The following is a 15,239-nucleotide window of genomic DNA, read 5'->3' as shown; positions in this document are numbered from 1 at the left end:
CGCGCGCTACGAGGACGCCCCGGCGGCCAACTACTTCCGGGGCGTCACGCTGCGTCCAAGGACCGTCGGGATCACCGCCACCTTCCGGAACTGAAACGCGATGCGGCAGCCATCAGCCCGATGACTGCCGCATCATTGATGTTTTCGGGCATATTGAAGGAGATGAGGCATGATCGTTAACAGTCATGATGGAACGCGACTGCATGTGGTAGTGGAGGGCTGGACGAACGCGCCGGCCGTGCTGCTCAGCCATTCGCTGGGCAGCACCCTGTCGATCTGGGACAGCCTTGCGGCCGAACTCGTCGCTGATTTCCGCGTTATACGTTATGACAGCCGCGGACATGGACAATCGGACGCGCCGTCCGGGCCCTATTCCAACGCCATGCTGGGTGCCGATGCGCTGAGCATATTGGACGCACTCGGCATCGCGCATGCCGCTTTTGTCGGCCTGTCAAAAGGGGCGATGACCGGCATGTGGCTTGGCGCTGAGGCGCCGGAAAGAGTCGACGCTCTCGTCCTTGCCAATACGACGACATTCATTCCCAACAAGACGATGTGGGACGAGACCATCGACCGGGCGCGGAGCGAGGGGCTCGAGGGCATTGGCCGGGAGACGATCGAACGCTGGCTTGGCGAGACATTCCGCAGCGCCCATCGCGACGAAGTCGAGCACCACGTTGCGGTCATGCAGGCCATGTCGGTCGACGGCTATGCGGGGTCGTGCGCCCTGTTGCGCGACGTCGACCTCCGGAACCGGCTCGAGCATATCCGGCAGCCGACGCTCGTCGTCGCTGGGGCCGATGATCTGCCGGTGGCTGTCGAGGGCGCTAAAGCCATGGCCGCGTCAATCGCAGGCGCAGAGTTGCTGGTCGTTCCCGATGCGGTCCATCTCTCGCCGATCGAGAATGCGCCGGTCTTCAACGCGGCCGTAACCAATTTTCTGCGCAAGGCCCTTCGTTGATGGGAGACATCGCTATGACTGGGACAATCTCGCTCGAGACGGGCAGCACCGCTGCGGCAGCCGGCCATGCCTACAGGCTCCTCATCGACGGGGCGCTCGTGGACGGCGTTTCGACCTTTCCGGTCATCAATCCGGCCACCGCCCAGCCCTTCGCCCATTGCCCGAAGGCCGACGAGGCGATGCTGGATCGCGCGGTCCTGGCGGCCGGGCGGACTTTTAGCGGCTGGTCGGCCAGCCCTGTCGAGGAGCGCGCCGCCCTTCTGCTACGCCTCGCCGACGCGATGGAAAGCCGACTGGAGGATCTTGCTGCGTTGCTGACACGCGAGCAGGGCAAGCCACTGGCCCAGGCGCATATGGAATTGCTGGGCAGCGTCGGGACATTGCGCGCCTTTGCGGGCATGCGTGCCGAAACAAGAGTGCTGCGAGACCGGGAGGGCAGCCATGTCGTCGAGCACCGTCGGCCGCTCGGCGTAGTCGCTGCCATCACGCCGTGGAATTTCCCGCTCATCCTGCTCATGAACAAGCTCGGGCCGGCGCTCATTACCGGCAACACGCTGGTCATCAAGCCAGCGCCCACCACGCCGCTGACCACCCTGTTGCTGGGCGAACTGTGCCAGGCGATCCTGCCAGCGGGCGTCGTCAACATCATCTGTGATCAAAACGACCTCGGATCTCTTCTGGTTGGACATCCAGGGGTGGCGAAGATCGCATTCACCGGGTCGACGGCGACCGGGCGCAAGGTGATGGCGACAGCGGCGGAAGGAGTAAAGCGGGTCACGCTGGAGCTTGGCGGCAATGATGCCGCCCTCGTCCTCGATGATGTCGACCCGATCGTGGCGGCGCGTAAGGTCTTCGCCGGTGCCATGGCCAATGCAGGCCAGGTCTGCGTCGCGATCAAGCGCGTCTATGTTCCCGAGGCGTTGCATGATGAATTCTGCGCGGAATTGGTGCGCCTGGCCGGTGCTACGGTGGTTGACGATGGAGCCGTGCCCGGCAGCATGATGGGACCGCTCCAGAACGAAATGCAGTTCGAGAAGGTGAAGGCGCTGCTGGACGGAGCGCGGACGCGCGGGACCATTCTGGCCGGTGGTGCCGCGCTGGACCGGCTCGGCTATTTTATCGCGCCGACCATCGTGGCGGCCCAGGACGACAGTGATCCGCTGGTGAGCGAGGAGCAGTTCGGGCCTGTCCTGCCGGTCCTGCGCTATCGGGATCTCGACGATGCGATCAGCCGGGTGAATGATTCCATCTATGGCCTGGCTGCGACCATCTGGTCGTCCAGCGAGGCCCGCGCCCGGGAGATCGCCGCCCGCATCGATGCCGGGACCGTATGGATCAACCAGCATCTGGCCATGGATCCGTCCATTCCCTTCCGTGGGGCAAAGCAGTCCGGCATCGGTGGCGAGCTCGGCCTGGCTGGCCTGCATGAATATACCCAGGCCCATGTGGTGAACTCGGTTCCCCTGGCGAATATAGGCCCGCATGAGGAGGTTGGCTCATGAGCGGTGTGGTCGAAATTGCCGCGGCGGTCCTCGATGCGCCCGGCGCGCCCTTCTCGATCGAGCAGCTGGTCATGGATCCCCCGGGGCCGGGCCAGGCGAGGGTCAAGCTGCATGCCTGCGGTGTCTGCCATACCGATGCCGTGATGCGCCAGGGCGCCATCCCCGTGCCGTTTCCGGCCATTCTCGGCCATGAAGGCGCGGGCGTGATCGAGGCGATCGGCCCGGATGCGGGGCCCTTCCAGCCGGGTGACCATGTGCTGCTCAGCTTTGCCAGCTGCGGCCATTGCCATGCATGTTCGAACCATCAGCCAGGCTATTGCGACGCCTTTTTCGCGCTGAACTTTGGCCTGGGTCCTCAGGATGGCGCACCGGGTATCCGGCGCAACGGAGAACCCATATCGGCCCGGGTCTTCGGCCAATCCGCCTTCGCATCCCATGCCCTGGTCGACATCCGCAACATGGTGCGGATCGACAAGGAACTGCCGCTGGCGACCCTCGCGCCGCTGGGGTGTGGCGTCCAGACGGGCGCTGGCACCGTGCTGGAAACCTTGCAGGTGCAGCCCGGACAGTCGCTGGCGGTCCTGGGGGCAGGCGCGGTCGGCCTGTCCGCCGTCATGGCCGGGAAGATTGCCGGCGCGCAGCGGATCGCGCTCCTCGACTGTCACGCCCACCGGCTAGAAGTCGGCCAGGAGCTTGGCGCCACGGAAATTGCAGCCGACATTGCCGCGCTGGCGGGCCCCTTCGATCATATCGTCGATACGACCGGTGCCGTTGCCCTGCTCGAACCGGCGTTCGATCGACTGGCTGGCCGAGGCACGCTCGCGCTGGTGGGTGCCTATCCGCCTGGCGCAGCATTTTCCGTAAGCCCGTCGGCAATCATGTCGGGCGGCCGCCGGATCATTGGCGTGGTGGAAGGCGGCATCGATCCATCCCTGTTCCTGCCTGCCCTCGTCGAACATTATCGCATGGGCAGGTTGCCGCTGGAGAAGATCATCAGATTCTATCCATTCGAGGCGGCTGAAGAGGCGATGCAAGCCTCCGATTCCGGCGAGGTGATCAAGCCGGTCCTTGTCATGGAGGCCTGATGTCCCGCCGGACGAACGGTGTCCAAACGATCCATACCATCACCAGCCGCTTGAGGGCGGGTGATGGTATTTCGACGATCAGCCTTCGCAATAGAGCCGGGGAAAATCATCAAGCACCGTGTCGGGGCCTGATGCGCGAGCCGCCTCCAGGTCCGCCAGATGCCGTGCGTCCGACATGAATGCCGACGCCGCAGCCTTCATCGAACGGCCGGTCGCGTCATCTCCCGCCAGCCGCAATATCCTCGCGGCAATCCAGGCATGCGCGGCGATTGTAGCAAGCCGCAGGAATGGCGTCGCGGCAGCGGCCGAGGTGCGTCCATCGCATTGTGCGAGCATGCCGCTGGTTCGTTCCAGCATGGCCAGGATATGCTGCAACTCCGCATCGAAGGCCTGGCCTCCACCAGGCTCGCGCCGGGCGAGGTCGAGGAAAATCCGCAGACCTCTGCCCTTTTCCCGCTTGAGCCGACGCTCCAGCAGGTCGATCGCCTGAATGCCGCTGGTGCCCTCATAAATGGAGAAAACCCGCGAATCGCGCAGATGGCGCTCGATCGGCCATTCCCGCGTATAACCTGCGCCGCCGAGCACCTGCATGGCGTCGCTGGATATCTCGAATGCCAGCCTTGCAGCCCCGTCCTTGACGATGGGGAGCAGCCACTGCGCCAGCGCAAGCTGATCGTCCCGGACTGCCTGGTCGGCATGGAGGCCTGCCACGTCCAGCGCGGCGGCCGCCGCGATATTGAGGCCACGCGCCGCTTCGATTCTCCCGGCCATGCTGAGCAGGAGTCGTTGAATATCGGGATGCTCTGCTATCGCAACGGGCGGAGTAACAGGATCGCCGCCCTGGCGCCTCTCGCGGGCATAGTCCAGGGCGACGTGGAAGGAGCCGCTTGCGACTCCCGTTCCCTGCGGACCGCACGAGAGCCGCATCGCCGACATCATGCGGAACATGTGCTGGAGGCCGGCGCCCTCCTTTCCAAGCAGGGTCGCGTGCGCATCCTCAAAGCCGATCGCACAGGTCGGTGAACCATGCAGGCCCATTTTTTCCTCGATGCGGCGCAACACGACGCCGTTCGGTTCGCCTGTGGCAGCACGATCGGGGACCAGGAACAGGCTGAGGCCGCGTACGCCGGGAGCAGGCGACGTCCGTGCAAGAATGCAATGACCGATCCGTTCCGCAAGGTCGTGGCTACCGTAGGAAATCCAGCATTTTTCTCCCGTGACGCGCCAGATGCCGTCCGCCCCGAGGGCTGCCGATGTCCGGATCCGCCCGACGTCAGAACCGGCATCGGGCTCGGAGATGCAGATGGTCGCGGTCCAGCTGCCAGCGGTGAGATGCGGTAGCCAGGCCTGATAAACTGCAGGGTCCGCTGCGTCATGAAGCAGGGCTGTCGCGCAGCGGACGGCGGTGGGTAGCATCATGAATGCCGGAGAGGCGCGATTCATGAGCTCCTCGCAGGCGGAAAGCACCGCGAGGGGGAGGCCCTGCCCACCCTGATCTGCAGGAACATCCGCTGTGAGCCAGCCTGCCTGCACATAGGCTTGCCACGCATGCCCATGTGCCGGGATCGTCCGCACACGGCCATTTTCCATCGTCAGCCCGGCCTGGTCCAGTTGCGAGTCGATTGGCGCGACTACGCCTTCTGAAAGACGGCTGGCTTCCTCGACGACCATTTGCCACAAGTCCATGTCGCCGGTCCCGCCGCTCGCCTCGAGCAGTTCATCGATGAAGGGCGCAATCTCCAGATGACGCTGAAGTCGGGCGGCTTGGTGGCTATATCCTGGCATTTCATTCCCCGAAAAATGAATGCACGGCTGCTCGGGCCACGAATGCAAGTCACGCTCGCACTATGCATTAGGGTGATCGACGCCGTGCATGTCGGTCAGCGATAGGGAGTGGCCTTCTACCGGTAAGCCGGACACTTTCTTATCCGAAGGCGCACCAGGGAGTATCCTGAAAGAGTTAGGCACCAAGTGCCGCGCCTGACGGGGAGGTGGAATGCTGAGCGAGCGCTACCGGGTTCTGGACCTCAATCTCATTGTCGTCTTCGATGCACTGTTGAAACATCGCAATGTCTCCCGGGCGGCCGAGGAACTCTGCCGGAGCCAAAGCGCCATCAGTCATGCGCTGGCGCGTTTGCGCAAGCATTTCGGTGATGACCTTTTCGTCAAGGTACAGGATGGCATCGTCCCTACGACGCGGGCGCTGGAACTGGAGCCAGCGGGAACATGTCAGGGGCAAGTTGCGCGGACAGAAGGCGCTCCGCTGCGCCATCGGTCATTTGCAATTCAGCCTTGCGGAGCCAGGCCGAAAGAGCCTTCAACATCTGGATATAGGTTGGAACGAGAATGTCGGACAGTTTCACCACAGTTCCTTCGATCGGTCCATACACACTTGCGATCAGCTTGTTTCGGTCGGCATGTCAAAGACATGCCTGGGAATGACTGCCGGCTGAATAACTCTTCCATCTTCGAAAGAGCATCCGGCGTCAAACGCATGAATGTTCGACGTGTGTCCGTCGCATCGGGGTACCGTTCGATTAGGTCTTGCTCGAGCAGTACGATCATTCTGCCCCGGTACCGCAGCGTTGGTGTCCGTGAGCATCGAGGCAACGAGATCATCCACCGAGACAAACTTCGGCGCGATATCCGAGAGCCCGATGAGGGTGATTGCCTGAACGAGGCCGAACGGTGGTAGAGAGCCGGGCGAGCCGTCTGCCAAGGCGCTTCTCCGGTACCGACCCGATGGCGCGCGCGGCGCTTATGATGGACTCTATCGCAGGGCGCCAATCTGCCGACCCTCAGTTGCGGATGAGTATGAGATTGGAAACTGACGTCGTTGCCGCCTGGTGCGTAATGAAAAAGGCCCGGGCGATGCCGGGCCTGAGTTTGGTGTTGGAGTCGGCAGTCGGATCTTTGACTTGGCCGGGTGCCAGACCTCCAATCAACTGCACTGCAGCATTATTTCTTTTGCAACTGCGAAGATAGTCCCTTTGAGGCAAGGTCCTGATCTGGGACGGCTTTTTCGCAAAGTGTTGCCGGTTGTCGCCAACCGACTGGGCCTCAATCGGCTGTGGGCATGGATTTCTTTGTTAAGCGGAGCACGAAAGTCGTTCGAAAGCCTGTCGATCGGGGCTTGCGTCAAGGCTTCCCGGAGCGAGGGGGCTCCAGCGACTGTCGTGCTCCGATGGGGCAGGATTACTTGGCCGTCGACTTGGGCGCGGACTGCTTCGTTGCGCTCTTGTGGGTCATGTTCGCCTTGCAGGTCTTCAGCGCCTTGCCGGTGAGGCCCTTGCAGCTTGCGGTGGCGGCCTTGGTGTGGCTCGCCGTGCTTGCGGTCGCAGCGACGGCAAGACCCGGGGCGGCGATCATCAGGGCGCCAACAATACCAGTGACGAATGAACGGGTCTTCATGTCTTGAACTCCAGTTTCGACGTGGCGTCATTGCCTGTCGAAACCCCTGTTAGACCCCGCATCCCGTCCGCAGCATTTCCTGCAGATTACATCTTCGTCATGTTGGCGGGGGCACGGTGTCGCCATCCGTGCCGTGCACCGGAAGCCTGATCACCGCGCGCAGGCCAGGCTGGTTGTCTTCCAGGGTGAAGGTTCCACCATGCAATCTGGCCGTGGATGCGACGAGGGCCAGACCGAGGCCGGCTCCGGGCTTGTGTCGCGCGGGATCGAGGCGGCTGTAACGCCGCAGGGCAATGTCGCGCAACTCGGCGGGAATGCCGACGCCATCGTCCGATACCGTGAGCACGACGGCGTTATCGTCCTTGCGTGCACTGAGGCGGATGGTGGTTCCTCCGCGGGCATATTTGCAGGCGTTCTCGATCAGGTTGCCGAGCGCCTGGCTGATGAGATCGCGGTGCAGGGAAATCGCGATGGGGACCGGGACCGTTGTCTCAAGGCCAAAGCCGCAGTCTTCGACCGAGGGACCGTAGATTTCGCCAAGATCCTCCAGCAGGTCGCCCAGGGCGACGGTCTCGAAGCGTTCGCGGCCGATGCCGGCCTCGGCCCGGCTGATCTGCAAGGCTGTCGTCAGCATGCGCAGCAGGGTGTCGGCTTCGGCGGAAATCTTTTCGAAGACCGCCAGGTCTTCCGGATCGCGGGTATCGGCGAAGGCTTGCTCGATATGCGACTTGAGCCGGGTCACCGGCGACCGCAGGTCATGGGCGAGGCCGTCGGTCACCATTCTCAGTTCCTCGACGAGCAGCTCTATCCGCTCGAGCATCTCGTTGATGCCCGCTCCCATCCGGTCGAAGGCGTCGTGGGTGCCGTTGAGCGGGACACGGTGGGAGAGATCGCCCGCACCGATCGCCTCGGCCGTTCTGGCGATCGCGGCGATCCGCCTGGCGATGCTTCGCCCGACCTGAAGCGCGATCAGGAGCGAAATGGGCAAGGCGAGCAATGCCGCTGCGAACAGGGCTTCATCATTGATCTTCTGCAACTGCAGGCCGCTTTCGATGACATGCCCGGTCAGCAGATGCGACCCGTCCCGCAGCGTGCTGGCAGAAAATGCCATGGCTTCCGGTGCCGTGGCGTCCTTTCGGTACAGGGTCAGCGTCGTCCAGTCGGTCGTCTCCCCGATAACCGGCGGCCAGTTGTCGAGATTGCCCGCAGCGACGGTGCCGTCCGGGTTGAGAAGGAGGATCACGGGTATGCCCGACTGCGGGAACTGCAGCCGGTCGCGAATGGCGGCAACGAGGGCGGGCTTGCCTTCCTTTCGGTATTCCGCGAGCAGTCCGTCCCGCAGCTCGGCGACGACGGCTTTCTGCTCGCTCAGGAGCGTTTCCTGTGAGGAAAGGCGCACGAAGTAGAGGATTCCGGCGGTCGCGGCGAATTGCGCGATGACCAGCATCGCGACCAGACGCGCAATCGTCGAGCGGGGCAGGAAGAACAACCGGCGCAAGCGTCAGCGCTCGGCGCCGAGCAGGTATCCCGCGCCGCGCACGGTGTGAAGCAAGGGTTCGCCCAAACCGTTGTCGATCTTCTTGCGCAGGCGACTGATGTGGACGTCGACGACGTTGGTGCCCGGATCGAAATGGTAGTCCCACACGCCTTCCAGCAGCATCGTGCGCGTCACCACCTGATTGGCGTGGCGCATCAGGTATTCCAGCAGGCGAAATTCGCGGGGCTGGAGATCGACCGGCACGCCTGCGCGGCGCACCTTGCGCGATAGCAGGTCGACTTCAAGATCACGGCACGTCAGTTTCGTTTCCGCCTGCGGAGCGCTTCCCTTGCGCAAGAGCAGGCGAAGCCGGGCAAGCAGTTCGGCAAAGGCGAACGGCTTGGCCAGATAGTCGTCCGATCCTGCCAGCAGCCCTTCAACCCTGTCGTCAGGCGTTCCGAGCGCGGAAAGGAAGATGACCGGCGTCTCGATCCCTGCCGCACGCAACGCGTTGAGCACGGCCAGACCGTCCAGTCCCGGCAGCATCCTGTCGAGGATGATCGCCTGATACGTCCCGTCGCTGGCCTGGAAGAAACCGTCCCTGCCGTCTGTGGCATGATCGACGGTAAACCCCGCCTCGTTCAAGCCCTTGCATATGTAAGCGGCCGTGGCCTCATCGTCTTCGACGAGCAGAATCTTATGGCTCATTATGCCGATCAGCCTTGTGTTGCAGGACCAGCGTACGACGAATGTGATCCCTCACCAAGTCGAGATGCAATCGCGTGCCCTTGGCATTGGCGAGATCGCGGCGGGCATCGCTGACGGATCTCACGGACTTGTCGTTGATCGCCACCAGACGGTCGCCCGCAGCAATCCCCAGGGCCTGTGCCTCGCTGTCCGTGCGCACGCTGGTAATGACAAGCCCGCGGGCAGGCGGCGTCGCCCTGGCGATGGTGAAGCCGGGCAGGGTATCGCGGTCCGCGTGGTGGATGATCGTATGGACCGCAAGCTTCTGTGCGCCGAAGAACAGGGCCAGGGCGGCGGCCGCCAGCGAGAGCATGACACCTGCCATGCACAGGCGATGCAACGAGGCTGGTGCAGGCCGGCTCATGGCGATCGACGAGGCGACGATCGCGGGGCAGGGGGTTGGCTGATTAGGATTCCGACGGGCATGAACGAAAAATGCGATTGGGCCGCGCGCAAGTCACGTTACGCTTTCGTCATGTTGGGGCATCAGCGCTTTCCTCGTTTTCCGGAGGTTTGCGCGCGGGAGACCTTACGACTGTTACGAAACTGTAATCAAAGATCCATGGGCAGACCAACACAGTTGTCATACGAGTGGAGGGACAGGTCGAGGACGCCATGAGCGGCGTCGGAGGAAGCGCGCAGCCATGAAGAAACTGCTTATCGCACTGGCAGCGGTTCTGACAGCAGGAGCCGGCTTTCTCGGCTACATCGGATATTTCGGCGGCGAAACTTTCGTGCCGGTTGCTGCAAGCCCGCAGGCCACGGATGCCAGGGCGGGGCTGGCAGCCGTCGTGCTGTCGGGTGACATGGGCTTCCGGATCGGAATGGGGCCGAAGATCGCCGCGCGCCTGGCCGCAGACGGCATTCCCGTCATCGGCGTCAACTCGCTCGTCTATTTCCGGCATCAGCGGTCACCGCAGGAAGTCAGGGCGCTGGTCGAGACCGCCATCGAAAAGGCGCTGACGTTCGGCCATGCCGACCGTGTGATCCTTGTCGGCCAGTCGTTCGGATCGGACATGATCCCGGTCGCGCTCTCTGCCATGCCCGGGCCGGTGCGGGCGAAGATCGCCAAGGTCATCATGGTCGTGCCTACCGATACGCTGTTCCTGCGGGCATCGCCGTCCGAGATGTTCAACTGGTCCAAGCCCGATGCAGATGCCGTTCAGGGCGCGCGCAGGCTGACCTGGATCCCGGTCGTCTGTGTTTCGGGGGCCAAGGAAACCACGAGCCTGTGCCCGTACATGGATCAGCCCAATGTCATGCATGTGCAACTGCCCGGTGGTCACTATCTGAATGACGATGTTGATGCCCTTCATCGGGTGATATCGGATGCGATCCGTTCGGCGCGTGCAACCACGGCGAAGGAACGAGGATGATGCACTTCTATCGCATGCGATCGGTTCCGGGGTTGGCGGGCAAAGCGATACGGCCATTGCTCGCAAGCCTGGCGCTTCTGGCAATTTGCATGGCTGGTTTTCCGGATGGCGCCAGCGCGCAGGTGCCACCGTCGCTGAACGGCGTCTGGGTGAATCCGAGCGGCACCGTGAAGGTGGAAACGGGCAACTGCGCCGACCGGCTCTGCGGTTGGGTGGTCTGGGCCTCGCCCGATGCCATCGACGACGCGCGCGAGGGCGGGACCGAGCACTTGCTGGGAACCCGGGTGCTCAGCGAATACGACCGTGTTTCGCCCGGAACCTGGCAGGGTAACGTCTTCGTTCCCGATCACGGTGCAACCTTCTTCTCGAAAATTCGCGAGATCGACAGGGATTCCATCCGGATCAGCGGCTGCCTGCTCCATGGACTGCTGTGCAAGAGCCAGGTCTGGCGCCGCGCTTGAGGACAGGTCGGATCACCTTGCGCCGTTACGCCATGGCACTGTCCCGCTGGCAAAAGCCATTGGGCGCTATCCTGACGCTGATATTGGGCGGCCTGGGTCTGTTTGCCCTGCACAAGTTGCTGGGTGAGATCAGTTTCCGCGAGGCCAGGGCCGCGTTCCATGGCATTCCGGCCTGGCGTCTCGGCATGGCCATCGGCCTGACTGCCCTGAGCTATCTGTTCCTGACGCTCTACGATGTCACGGCGTTGCGGATCGTGGGGCGGCGCGTTCCTTACCGCACGGCGGGGCTTGCCTCTTTCACCAGTTATGCGCTCAGCCACAATCTCGGGCTGGGCCTGCTCACGGGCGGAACCGCGCGCTACCGCATCTATTCGTCGGGCGGGGTGAGCGGCGCCGATGTTGCGCGGATCATCGGACTTGCCGGGATGACCTTCTGGCTGGGCCTTGTCGTGATGACGGGCGTTGCCCTTGCGGTGACCCCCGGAGCCATTGCACTGGGGGGGCTGCAACTCCCGGTTCCCATGGTGCGCGGCTTCGGCTTCGCCGTTCTTGCCGCCGTCGCCGCGGCGCTGTTCGCCGCAAGGCATTCGGGCCGGGCCGTGAGCGTCGCGGGATGGACCTTGCCGCTGCCTTCGGCGCGTCAGGCGCTTGTCCAGATCGTCGTTGCCTGCTGCGACATGGCCGCCGCCAGCGCCGCGCTTTTCGTGCTGGTACCGGGGATCGGGGCATCGCTCTTTCCGGTCCTGTTCCTGGCTTATGTTCTGGCCGTCGTGGTCTCGCTGATCAGCCATGTCCCGGGCGGCATCGGTGTATTCGAAGCGGTGATCCTTGCCCTTCTGCCGCAGGTCGCAAGGCCCGAACTGCTTGGCGCGCTGATTGCCTACCGCGTCATCTACTACCTGCTGCCACTGGTGATCGCGGCCGCCGTCCTTGCCATTCAGGAGCATCGCCAATGGCGCGGGTCCGTAGGATCGATCCTCGGGCATTCGCAGGTCGTGGCCACCAGCCTTTCGCCGATCCTCCTGTCGATGCTCACATTCGGCGGCGGCGCGATGCTGCTGGTCTCGGGAGCGTTGCCGGGTCTGCACGATCGGCTCCGGATCCTGCGCCGCGTGCTGCCTCTGCCGTTCACCGAGGCGTCGCATATCGCCGCCAGCCTTTCGGGAACCGCCCTGTTGCTGCTGGCGCCGGGTCTCTATCAGAGGCAGGACGGCGCCTTCCACCTGGCAAGGATCATCCTGCTCGCCGGTGCTGCCTTCAGCCTGCTCAAGGGCCTGGATTACGAGGAGGCAAGCGTCCTGCTGGTCATCGCCGGGTTGCTGCAGTGGACCCGGGCCGCGTTCTATCGGCGCAGTTCGCTGACCAGCGCTGGCCTCTCGCGTGACTGGCTGGTTGCCGTTGCCCTAGCCCTAGGCCTTTCGTTCTGGATCGGCTTGTTCGCCTACAAGCACGTCGCCTATCAGAGCGAACTGTGGTGGGACTTTGCATGGCGAGGCAATGCGCCGCGCTTCCTTCGCGCCAGTTTTGCCTCCTCGGTCCTGCTGACGGCAGCGGCGCTGCACTGGCTGTTCCGAACCCGCGAGATTGTGGACGAGGCGGCCTTGCGCGCATTGCCCGAAGCGATCGACCCCATGGCGCTCTCCGATCGCACATATGCAGCGCTGGCCTACTGCGGCGACAAGCGGTTTCTCGTCTCGTCAGCCGGCGATGCCTTCGTCATGTACCAGGTACAGGGACAGAGCTGGATCGTGATGGGCGACCCGGTCGGCAACCGGGAGCAATGGTCGGAATTGCTGTGGCGGTTGCGGGACATGTGCGACAGGTCGCAGGGGCGCCTGCTGCTCTACCAGTTGAGCGACCGGGCCTTGCCTCTGGCCATCGACCTGGGCCTGCAACTGATCAAGTATGGCGAAGACGCGAGGGTCGACCTCGACCGCTTCAACCTTGACTGTCCCGAAGCCAGGAGCCTGCGTTACTCCGAGCGCCGGGCAAGGCGCGAAGGCGCGACCTTCGAGATCGTCCCCGCCAGCCAGGTCCCGTCGATCATGGCCGATCTGGAAGCCATCTCGAAGGCATGGCTGCAGGCCAAGGGCCACACCGAAAAGGCGTTCAGCATCGGGGCCTTCGACCCACGCTACATGTCCATGTTCGATTGCGCCGTCGTGCGGCAGGAGGGGAGGATCGTGGCCTTCGCGAATGTCTGGAAGACCGACGACCGCGAGGAACTCTCCGTCGACCTGATGCGCCACGCGGACGAAATGCCCTACGGAACCATGGACTTCCTGTTCATCCACCTCATGCTCTGGGGACGCGAAAACGGTTATCGCTGGTTCAACCTCGGTCTTGCGCCCTTGTCGGGAATAGAGGCGAGGCGGTTGGCCCCCGTATGGGCGCGGCTAGGCCATCTGCTCTACAAGCATGGCGAGGCCCAGTACGGCTTCGAAGGTCTGCGCGCATACAAGGAGAAGTTCCTGCCCTGCTGGGAGTCGAGCTACATTGCAGGGCCTCCCGGTATCGGCCTGGTCCGCGCCTTGTTCGACCTGCAGGCGCTTGTGGGTGGCGGACGCGACAGCGCGGCCCGCAAGGCCAGACTGTCCCGGGTCGCTTAGCAGGCGCCAACTTGTCCTGACGGGATCGGCGAAATGGCACCGCTCTTGCAAACGGTGCCACGGGGCAGGTCTTGCCGCCTGGCCCTCCCGTTCGGGTGCTCAATCAGTAAACCCCGCTTGCCTGCCCGCACGAATAGGCGGGGTCAGCAGCGAGGCAATCAGATCGGCAGAATCTGAATGTCCAGCCTGTCGGTATCGAACCCGTTTTCACCGGGAATCGCCGCTATGATACGCTCCCGAACACGCGGGCCGGTCGTGTGGCTAAGCACAGCCTGCCCCGATCCATTCAACACGACGACGTCGCTTCCGGCGATCAGGGTCGCGCCGCGCAATGAACCGGGCGCATAGTTGACTACCACCTCATAACCGCCTGGCGCATTGCAGTATTCGCGGAACGTGCCCAGCGAAATGGCCCCGTGATCCACAATGCCGCTGCCGGTGGGCTGATGTCTCACAGAACAGAATACGGGAACGGTCAGCTGTAGATTATAGCCTATCGCCGCAGCTTGCGCAGTTAGCGGCAAGATCGCGAGAGCGAGGCATCCGATACCGAGCGAGACTTTCCGAACCATCCAAGCACCTTCTGCCATAAGGTTGAATCTTGGGCTGATTCTAGGGTGGGCCGCGCTAATATTCAGTTAAGGGACTGATCGGCCGATGAAAGGGACAGGATGGTGCCTGGAGGTTACCGTGCCGATACAGATATGGAGATGATGTCACTGTAGACGCCAGCGCGTTTGTTGGACACATCTCCAACAATGAACTGGATCGGCAGTGAATCGCGGCGATATCCGCGACCGACCGGACCGGAAAGCGGGGCGGTTCCAGAGAGGTTTACCGATTGCCCGCCTATGGCGAGCGAATAAGGCACACTCCATTGGGTGGAATCCATCCGCAGCTTGCCCAAGTTCGCAGACGAAACTGCAAGATCGTAGCGACTTGTGCTGCTCACTCGAAGCTGCAACGGCACCGGAGCAACCCCCTGCCTTAACTCTCCCAGATCCACCACGGCCTGACCATCGTTCATCGTGAACGCACCGGCCAACCCGATCCGGGCTGAAGGCAGAACATCTATGCCCAGCGTCAGCCGGGTGCCGCCATATGTTCGAAAACCGGCGTCGCGCGCTTCGACAATCACATTCTGCGAGAAATTTCCTGCATCGCGAACTTTGTCCGCGTCGACTGCCAGCTTGTACAGTATTGTGCGGGACTGGTGCGGTTTCAGAACGATTTCCCGCTGCAGGGTTGTCCTTACAGACCGGCCCGCGCGAGGCGTAACGTCCTGCGAATCCGTGAGATCAAGCAAGACATAGCCGATCCGGTCACCCGATCCGGAGGACAGACCGAACGGAGGCTGATCCAAGTCGAAAGCCGGAGAAAACCGGCAGTCCTTCTCCCCGTCGTTCACATAGACAATGTTGAAGGTAGCCTCAGGCGCGACGTCCCCGAAAGGGTCGTAACCCTGTATGGTCCAGGCTGTGGGCGTAGCCGTCATGCGAACGACGCAATCCATTTGCGCAAGCCCGGGGGCAGCGGCTGATGCTTGTGCCGACGAAAATGAGGCCAGCAGCGCTGCCCCAACAAGCCATGAAGAACGAAACATCGAGGCT

Annotated in this window: 13 protein-coding genes and 2 pseudogenes; 7 read left to right on the top strand and 8 right to left on the bottom strand. The window is 63.1% G+C overall.

Translation table 11 applies throughout. From position 1 onward, the window contains the following. The first annotated feature begins 169 nt into the window (after positions 1 to 169). From B5483_RS20635 to B5483_RS20625, 3 genes are read left to right on the top strand one after another with little or no spacing between them, the layout of a single operon-like run. Positions 170 to 961, top strand: a complete 792-nt coding sequence (locus B5483_RS20635) for an alpha/beta fold hydrolase (RefSeq protein ID WP_079731795.1) — start codon at positions 170 to 172, stop codon at positions 959 to 961. Between the two features lie 14 nt (positions 962 to 975). Further along, positions 976 to 2,463: an aldehyde dehydrogenase family protein gene (locus B5483_RS20630; RefSeq protein WP_079731794.1), complete on the top strand. Its 1,488-nt coding sequence runs from the start codon at positions 976 to 978 to the stop codon at positions 2,461 to 2,463. After that, entirely contained in the window at positions 2,460 to 3,548 is a 1,089-nt protein-coding gene (locus B5483_RS20625) for an NAD(P)-dependent alcohol dehydrogenase (RefSeq protein ID WP_079731793.1), read from the top strand. Before B5483_RS20630 ends, B5483_RS20625 begins: the two co-directional genes overlap by 4 nt. 78 nt (positions 3,549 to 3,626) lie before the next feature. Here B5483_RS20625 and B5483_RS20620 read toward each other — a convergent pair whose 3' ends face one another. Continuing rightward, on the bottom strand, positions 3,627 to 5,333 hold the full coding sequence (locus B5483_RS20620) for an acyl-CoA dehydrogenase family protein (protein WP_079731792.1): 1,707 nt from the start codon (positions 5,331 to 5,333) through the stop codon (positions 3,627 to 3,629). A 211-nt stretch (positions 5,334 to 5,544) separates the two neighbouring features. Between B5483_RS20620 and B5483_RS20615 the strand changes: the two are divergent. Next, a pseudogene (locus B5483_RS20615) lies at positions 5,545 to 5,688 on the top strand (LysR family transcriptional regulator); the annotation flags it as partial. 73 nt (positions 5,689 to 5,761) lie between these two features. Here B5483_RS20615 and B5483_RS20610 read toward each other — a convergent pair. The 5 genes and pseudogenes from B5483_RS20610 to B5483_RS20585 all read right to left on the bottom strand — a co-directional run. Continuing rightward, positions 5,762 to 5,911 (bottom strand): annotated as a pseudogene (locus B5483_RS20610) (DUF1993 family protein); the annotation flags it as partial. Between the two features lie 832 nt (positions 5,912 to 6,743). After that, a complete protein-coding gene (locus B5483_RS20600; protein ID WP_079731790.1) occupies positions 6,744 to 6,959 on the bottom strand; it encodes a hypothetical protein in 216 nt (71 codons plus the stop codon). 97 nt (positions 6,960 to 7,056) lie between these two features. Continuing rightward, positions 7,057 to 8,457, bottom strand: a complete 1,401-nt coding sequence (locus B5483_RS20595) for a sensor histidine kinase (protein ID WP_079731789.1) — start codon at positions 8,455 to 8,457, stop codon at positions 7,057 to 7,059. Positions 8,458 to 8,460: 3 nt separating this feature from the next. Then, a complete protein-coding gene (locus B5483_RS20590) occupies positions 8,461 to 9,144 on the bottom strand; it encodes a winged helix-turn-helix domain-containing protein (RefSeq protein ID WP_054947924.1) in 684 nt (227 codons plus the stop codon). Then, positions 9,134 to 9,508 (bottom strand): PDZ domain-containing protein, encoded by a 375-nt coding sequence (locus B5483_RS20585; protein WP_245829461.1) that lies wholly within the window; start codon positions 9,506 to 9,508, stop codon positions 9,134 to 9,136. The genes B5483_RS20590 and B5483_RS20585 overlap by 11 nt, the downstream gene beginning before the upstream one ends. 319 nt (positions 9,509 to 9,827) lie before the next feature. On the opposite strand from B5483_RS20585, the gene B5483_RS20580 reads away from it, so the two are divergent. The 3 genes from B5483_RS20580 (at position 9,828) to mprF (ending at position 13,629) form a co-directional block, all read left to right on the top strand. Beyond that, positions 9,828 to 10,559 (top strand): AcvB/VirJ family lysyl-phosphatidylglycerol hydrolase, encoded by a 732-nt coding sequence (locus B5483_RS20580; RefSeq protein WP_079731788.1) that lies wholly within the window; start codon positions 9,828 to 9,830, stop codon positions 10,557 to 10,559. A gap of 89 nt (positions 10,560 to 10,648) precedes the next feature. Then, positions 10,649 to 11,020: a DUF2147 domain-containing protein gene (locus B5483_RS20575; protein WP_231634792.1), complete on the top strand. Its 372-nt coding sequence runs from the start codon at positions 10,649 to 10,651 to the stop codon at positions 11,018 to 11,020. A 32-nt stretch (positions 11,021 to 11,052) separates the two neighbouring features. Next, on the top strand, positions 11,053 to 13,629 hold the full coding sequence (gene mprF / locus B5483_RS20570; RefSeq protein WP_079731787.1) for a bifunctional lysylphosphatidylglycerol flippase/synthetase MprF: 2,577 nt from the start codon (positions 11,053 to 11,055) through the stop codon (positions 13,627 to 13,629). Positions 13,630 to 13,787: 158 nt separating this feature from the next. Here mprF and B5483_RS20565 read toward each other — a convergent pair whose 3' ends face one another. Together B5483_RS20565 and B5483_RS23580 are read right to left on the bottom strand one after the other, a co-directional pair. Next, positions 13,788 to 14,219, bottom strand: coding sequence for a hypothetical protein (locus B5483_RS20565; protein ID WP_245829459.1), 432 nt, complete (start codon positions 14,217 to 14,219; stop codon positions 13,788 to 13,790). Between the two features lie 95 nt (positions 14,220 to 14,314). Next, complete coding sequence (locus B5483_RS23580; RefSeq protein WP_245829457.1) at positions 14,315 to 15,232, bottom strand: hypothetical protein; 918 nt, start codon at positions 15,230 to 15,232, stop codon at positions 14,315 to 14,317. Between the last annotated feature and the right edge of the window lie 7 nt (positions 15,233 to 15,239).

Source organism: Novosphingobium mathurense, assembly GCF_900168325.1.
In the GTDB taxonomy this organism is placed as follows: Bacteria; Pseudomonadota; Alphaproteobacteria; order Sphingomonadales; family Sphingomonadaceae; genus Novosphingobium; species Novosphingobium mathurense.
Note: the sequence above shows the minus strand (reverse complement) of the source record. Positions and strands in the feature narration are given on the sequence as shown.

Coding starts and splice junctions, on each gene's coding strand:
- B5483_RS20635 (WP_079731795.1), top strand. CDS start 170: ATGATCGTTAACAGTCATGATGGAACGCGACTGCATGTGGTAGTGGAG.
- B5483_RS20630 (WP_079731794.1), top strand. CDS start 976: ATGACTGGGACAATCTCGCTCGAGACGGGCAGCACCGCTGCGGCAGCC.
- B5483_RS20625 (WP_079731793.1), top strand. CDS start 2,460: ATGAGCGGTGTGGTCGAAATTGCCGCGGCGGTCCTCGATGCGCCCGGC.
- B5483_RS20620 (WP_079731792.1), bottom strand. CDS start 5,333: ATGCCAGGATATAGCCACCAAGCCGCCCGACTTCAGCGTCATCTGGAG.
- B5483_RS20600 (WP_079731790.1), bottom strand. CDS start 6,959: ATGAAGACCCGTTCATTCGTCACTGGTATTGTTGGCGCCCTGATGATC.
- B5483_RS20590 (WP_054947924.1), bottom strand. CDS start 9,144: ATGAGCCATAAGATTCTGCTCGTCGAAGACGATGAGGCCACGGCCGCT.
- B5483_RS20585 (WP_245829461.1), bottom strand. CDS start 9,508: ATGGCAGGTGTCATGCTCTCGCTGGCGGCCGCCGCCCTGGCCCTGTTC.
- B5483_RS20580 (WP_079731788.1), top strand. CDS start 9,828: ATGAAGAAACTGCTTATCGCACTGGCAGCGGTTCTGACAGCAGGAGCC.
- B5483_RS20575 (WP_231634792.1), top strand. CDS start 10,649: ATGGCTGGTTTTCCGGATGGCGCCAGCGCGCAGGTGCCACCGTCGCTG.
- mprF (WP_079731787.1), top strand. CDS start 11,053: ATGGCACTGTCCCGCTGGCAAAAGCCATTGGGCGCTATCCTGACGCTG.
- B5483_RS20565 (WP_245829459.1), bottom strand. CDS start 14,219: ATGGCAGAAGGTGCTTGGATGGTTCGGAAAGTCTCGCTCGGTATCGGA.
- B5483_RS23580 (WP_245829457.1), bottom strand. CDS start 15,232: ATGTTTCGTTCTTCATGGCTTGTTGGGGCAGCGCTGCTGGCCTCATTT.